Source organism: Mesorhizobium sp. M7A.F.Ca.CA.004.12.1.1 (assembly GCF_003997835.1).
Taxonomy (GTDB): Bacteria; Pseudomonadota; Alphaproteobacteria; order Rhizobiales; family Rhizobiaceae; genus Mesorhizobium.
On sequence record NZ_RZRK01000466.1, the window covers coordinates 1 to 4,987 of the forward strand.

General features: G+C 63.5%; 5 protein-coding genes and 2 pseudogenes. 4 read left to right on the forward strand and 3 right to left on the reverse strand.

Annotated features, from left to right (window positions below; translation table 11 throughout):
* Together EN984_RS22595 and EN984_RS22600 are read left to right on the forward strand one after the other, a co-directional pair.
* Positions 1–386, forward strand: a pseudogene (locus EN984_RS22595) (EamA family transporter RarD); the annotation flags it as partial.
* 9 nt (positions 387–395) lie between these two features.
* A complete protein-coding gene (locus EN984_RS22600; protein WP_127271665.1) occupies positions 396–1,082 on the forward strand; it encodes a glutathione S-transferase family protein in 687 nt (228 codons plus the stop codon).
* A gap of 17 nt (positions 1,083–1,099) precedes the next feature.
* Here the strand turns inward: EN984_RS22600 and EN984_RS22605 are convergent, their stop codons facing one another.
* Positions 1,100–2,098 (reverse strand): transporter, encoded by a 999-nt coding sequence (locus EN984_RS22605; RefSeq protein WP_128310068.1) that lies wholly within the window; start codon positions 2,096–2,098, stop codon positions 1,100–1,102.
* Positions 2,099–2,272: 174 nt separating this feature from the next.
* On the reverse strand, positions 2,273–2,563 hold the full coding sequence (locus EN984_RS22610; RefSeq protein ID WP_127271666.1) for a muconolactone Delta-isomerase family protein: 291 nt from the start codon (positions 2,561–2,563) through the stop codon (positions 2,273–2,275).
* Between the two features lie 108 nt (positions 2,564–2,671).
* Between EN984_RS22610 and EN984_RS22615 the strand changes: the two genes are divergently transcribed.
* On the forward strand, positions 2,672–3,580 hold the full coding sequence (locus tag EN984_RS22615) for a LysR substrate-binding domain-containing protein (RefSeq protein ID WP_206517463.1): 909 nt from the start codon (positions 2,672–2,674) through the stop codon (positions 3,578–3,580).
* Between the two features lie 64 nt (positions 3,581–3,644).
* On the opposite strand, the gene EN984_RS22620 is transcribed toward EN984_RS22615, so the two are convergent.
* Positions 3,645–4,256: a TIGR00730 family Rossman fold protein gene (locus EN984_RS22620; protein ID WP_127268242.1), complete on the reverse strand. Its 612-nt coding sequence runs from the start codon at positions 4,254–4,256 to the stop codon at positions 3,645–3,647.
* A gap of 126 nt (positions 4,257–4,382) precedes the next feature.
* On the opposite strand from EN984_RS22620, the pseudogene EN984_RS22625 reads away from it, so the two are divergent.
* A pseudogene (locus tag EN984_RS22625) lies at positions 4,383–4,987 on the forward strand (peptigoglycan-binding protein LysM); the annotation flags it as partial.

Genomic DNA, 4,987 nt, shown 5'->3' on the forward strand with positions numbered 1-4,987 from the left:
GACCGAGCCAGGGATTTTTGCTCGAAGTCCTTCTGCTGTCGGTGCCGGCGCTTGGCTACATCGTCTATCTCATCGCGACCGAACAGGACCACATCTTATCCAGCAGTGGCACCGATACGGCATTGCTGATCGGCTGCGGTCCGGTCACATCGATCCCGCTGCTGCTGTTTGCGTTCGGCGCGAGGCTGCTGCGGCTGTCCACCATCGGCATCATGCAGTACATCGCGCCGACCATTGTGTTTCTGATCGCCGTGCTGATCTTCGACGAGCCTTTCGGCACCACCCAGGCGATTGCCTTTGGCCTGATCTGGACAGCGCTCGCGATGTATTCCTGGTCGATGTTCCGTGGCCGCGAGATCCGGCCGGCGGTGCCGGCTGCAAGGTAAGGATCCCCTATGTACCTGCTGCATATCGCCAACAAAAATTATTCCTCATGGTCGCTGCGGCCTTGGGTGTTGATGCGAGAGCTGAACATCCCGTTCGAGGAACGGCTGACGCCATTCCCGACCGCATCGAGTTGGGATCTGTACCGGCCCTTCTCGCCGAGCGGCCGCGTGCCGTGCCTGATCGACGATGGCTGGGCGGTCTGGGATTCGCTGGCCATCGTCGAATATCTGGCCGAACGCCACCATGGCGTGTGGCCTGTCGAGGCCAAGGCGCGCGCCTGGGCACGCTCGGCCGCCGCCGAGATGCATTCGAGCTTCACCGCATTGCGCGGGGCATGCCCGATGAGTTGCGGCGTGCGCGTAAAGCCATTCCCGATGTCCGATGCGCTGAAGCAGGACATCTTTCGCCTCGGCGATCTCTGGAACGATGGCCTTGCCCGTTTCGGCGGGCCGTTTCTGGCCGGCGCTCATTTTACCGCCGTCGACGCTTTCTTTGCCCCGGTGGCGTTCCGCGCCCAGTCCTATGGGCTCTCCTTCGAGGGTGCGGCTGCAGCCTATCCAGCGCAATTGCTTGCCCTGCCGGCGATGCGCGAATGGTATGCGGCTGGCTTGGCCGAGACCTGGCGCGAGCCCGACCACGAAGCGGAAGCCGCCGCCGCCGGCACCGTCATCGAGGATCTTCGCGCCTCGGCGTGAAAGTCGCCGGGCGGGCGTTACATCTGTCCGAGCCGCCTGACAAAGAGATAGGTCGCGCCCGCGATCACCATCGCTACCGCCGTCACCACCCAGAAGCCCATTGGCGTGTCGACCAGCGGCAAGCCGCCGACATTCATGCCGAACAGGCCCGAGATGATGGTCATTGGCAACAGCACCGCCGTCATCACCGACAGTACGTACAGCAGCCGGTTCGACTGCGTCGTCAGCTTGGCCATAAGCTCGTCCTGCAACAGCCGGGCGCGTGCCTGCAATTGTTCGCCATCATAGTGCAGCGTCTGCGCCCTGTGCGAAAGACGCGCGGCCATGTCGTTGATGCTGTCGGGCAGGTCGTTACGGTGCGAGTGGTCGAGATGGCGAAACAGATTGGTCAACGTCGCCATCTGCCTGTGGATCACAACCAGATGCCGGCGCGCGTCGACGAGGGATTGCCGTTCATTGTGCCATGCGTCGCAGACGATGCGATCCTCGATCCCGTCGAGGCTGTCGCCGAGTGCCGCAAGTTCAGCCACCATGCCGTCAAAAGACTGGCCGACAACCGCCTCGATCAACTCGGCCGGCGAGCGGAACTTGCGCGATCCATTCTCGATCGCCTTGCGGATGTTGTCGACCGACTGCAGCGGTTGCTTGCGGGCGCCGACCAGCATCGTGTCGTTGAGCGCGAAGCGGAAATGGCCAAGCCCGCCCGCTTCCGCCGAATAGTCATGGCGCAGGTCCGGCAGATCGCCATAGAGCCAGTCGTCCTCGAGGTCGATGTGGCAGCCATGGCTGGCGGACAGGAAAGCTTCGCGCACCGGTGCCGGCAAAGCCTGATCGGCGCCGATCTCATGGCGGGCCCGCATGTCGGAAAGCTGGTAGCTGCGCCATGTCCAGTGCGCGGCGGTGGCGTCCCTGGTTCGCACGCCCTCAGCGGTGAAATGATAGATGAAGAACAATCCGTGCTCGTCGGGCAGGTAGGGCGACAGGTCGGTGCCTTCCGGGGCGAGAGTGATATCCATGGGCGGTGCCAGATGCATGTTCCGAAATGGCACCGCACGGCGGCTGCCTGGCCTTGATTTCTAGCACGAGCGAACCCGGTTCGGTGTGACGGTTTCTTGACAGCCGATCACGGTCTGTCGATCACCCACGTCAATCCGGTGGTGACGCCTTCGCCACCCCGGATTGTGCCCCGGTCAGTGCTTCGGGCCGAAGCCGGGGTAGGGCTTGAGGGGCACGATTGCGGCAATGTCCATCATGCCGGCCTTGACCAGCGGCAAGGTGGCGAGATGGCCGCGAACCTCTGCATCATCGGCGGCTTCGAGCATCATGCCGCTGCCCGGGATGTCGCCTCGGTTCCACACCTGGCGTACCGCGCCTTCGGCATAGAGCGTGCGCCGCTGTTCGGCTTCGCCGGGCAGAAGCGGAGCGAAATCGGCATCGGCAAATTTTTCGGTGTTGCGGGTGAGAAGGGCAAAGAACTGCATGGCGGTCTGCTTTGGTTGGATGGCCGAACTATCGCTCCCGCTGGTCAGACTGTCTAAGACTGGTTAGGCTAAAGTTGAGACCTCGGGGGACTGGAGCCTGGAGAAAAAATGTTCGACCTGCGCCAGATCAGGTATTTCGTCACCGTCGCCGAAACCGGCAATGTCGGGCGCGCCGCCGAGATGCTGCATATTTCCCAGTCGCCACTCAGCCGGCAGATCATCCAGCTCGAGGAGCAGTTGGGTGTTTCCCTCTTTGAAAGATCGAAGCAGCGGGTCCATCTCAACGCCGAGGGGCGCGCCTTCCTCACCGAGGCCCGCGCCCTGCTGTCCAGTGCGCGACGTTTGGAGGAGTTCGGCCGAAACCTGGCCAGCGGCGCCGTCGGTCGGCTCGCCATCGGCTATGTCGAAGGCGCCGTTCATGCCGGGCTTGTCGCCGGGATGCTGCGCCAGTTCCGTCGCGACCGGCCGGATTTCCACTTGCAACTGAGAAGCCTGCGTTCGGCGGCGCAGTTGGAAGGGCTACGGCAGCGGTCGCTGGATCTGGGCTTTGTCTACTCGCCGCCACCTGATGACGACCCGGATGTCGCCGCCATGGCGCTGCGGCATGAGCCGCTGGTGCTGGCGATCCCCGAAGATGATCCGCTTGTTCAAATACCAGAGGTTGGGCCGCATCACCTTGACGGTCGCACCTGGATCACCGTCGTGCGCCAGCCGGACGACACCAATCGCGGCCAGTTCCTTGCCGCCTGCGCCAAAGCCGGCTTTTTGCCCGACATCGCCTATGAAACGGCGGATCCGCTAACCTCGCTTGGCCTTGTCAGCGCAGGTCTCGGCCTGGCGACGGTGCAAGCCAGCCTGCGTTCCGCTGCGCCGCCGCGGATCGTGTTTCGCGACCTGCCGTGGTTCGACCGCACGGTTTCACTCCATCTCGCCTGGCGGCGTCAAGACCGGCGGGCGGTGATTGCCGATTTGCGGCAGGCTGCGGAGGAAGAGGGCAGTAGGGCAGTAGGGCAGTAGGGCAGTAGGGCAGGACACTCCAGGCAATTCACATACTGCCTTACTGCCGTATTTTCTTACTCCCCTACATTTTGTCGATCACCGACTGCACGCCCTCGGTCGGAGCATCGACGGACGATCCTGCCACCATGATGGCGGCGACGATCGCTTCAGGGTCGTCGACGACCAGCGGCTTGACCCGCTGTGCGGTGTGGATGAAGCCTTCGGCGGCCATGTGATCGAGCAACGCCAGCATCGGATCCCAAAATCCTTTGACATTGGCGAAGACGATCGGCTTGCGATGATGGCCAAGCTGCCCCCAGGTCATGATCTCGACGATCTCCTCGACCGTGCCGATCCCGCCCGGCAGCGCCACAAAGGCGTCGGATTTCTCGAACATCCTGTGCTTGCGCTCGTGCATGTTGTCGGTGATGAAGAGTTCATCGAGCCGGTCAAGCGCGGTTTCGCTCGCTTCCTTGTTGATCAGGAAGCGCGGAATGATGCCCGTTACCTTGCCGCCGGCCTTGAGCGCGCCTTCGGCGACAGCACCCATAATGCCCTTGGTGCCGCCGCCATAGACCAGCCGCAGTCCCGCTTTGGCAATCGAGCGTCCGAGCAGGTGTCCGGCCTTGATATAGGTTTCATCGCGGCCCGGAGACGAGCCGCAATAGACGCAGACGGATCGAATCGTGTTCATGCCGATGATTGGTGATTGGGTCTGAAAGCCGGGTCAAGCCCCAAGAGTTAACAAGTCCGGGCTTTTTCTTGTCGGTATTGGTAAAACAGGCTAGACCGGCGTTAGGTGGCTAAGGGGTAGGGAAGTATGGCGATTAATCCACTGAAGGCGTTTCTGTTCGCGGCGGGTGGGACCGTCGCGGCCGCGGGAACCGCCTATGTATCGGGCGCACTCGACCCGTATCTCAATCCCACGCCGCCGGCGCAAGTGGCGGCGCAGACGCCGCCCGCAGCGCCAAAATCGGCCGATCCCGGCACCGAAGCGCGGCTGCCCGCCGCGGAGGTCCCTGCGGCTCCCGCCGCGGTGCCCCAGGCAACGGCACCGTCCGCACCGGCCGCGGACGCGGCGGCGCCGGCTGCGGCCGGTCCGGTCGCACCGTCCTTCGATGTCGTGCGCGTCGAAAGCAATGGCTCGATTGTCGTCGCCGGCAATGCGGCGCCCAACGCCAAGGTCGAGATCCTCAACGGCTCGACGGTGCTTGGCTCGACGGTCGCTGGTCCCGATGGCGCCTTCGTTATCATTCTCGACGATCCGCTGAAGCCCGGTGATTATACGATCGCGCTGCGCGCGACCACGGGCGATGTCGTAACGCCCTCGGTGCAGACCGCCGTGGTTTCGGTTCCCAAGGATGCGGCCGGCTTGCCCGGCTCCTCGACCATGGCCAGCACCTGGCCGGCCGCATCCTTGGGAAC

Bases quoted from the DNA above. Each gene is read 5' to 3' on its own strand.
- EN984_RS22605 (WP_128310068.1), bottom strand. From the start codon at position 2,098: ATGGATATCACTCTCGCCCCGGAAGGCACCGACCTGTCGCCCTACCTG.
- EN984_RS22615 (WP_206517463.1), top strand. From the start codon at position 2,672: ATGTTCGACCTGCGCCAGATCAGGTATTTCGTCACCGTCGCCGAAACC.
- EN984_RS22600 (WP_127271665.1), top strand. From the start codon at position 396: ATGTACCTGCTGCATATCGCCAACAAAAATTATTCCTCATGGTCGCTG.
- EN984_RS22620 (WP_127268242.1), bottom strand. From the start codon at position 4,256: ATGAACACGATTCGATCCGTCTGCGTCTATTGCGGCTCGTCTCCGGGC.
- EN984_RS22610 (WP_127271666.1), bottom strand. From the start codon at position 2,563: ATGCAGTTCTTTGCCCTTCTCACCCGCAACACCGAAAAATTTGCCGAT.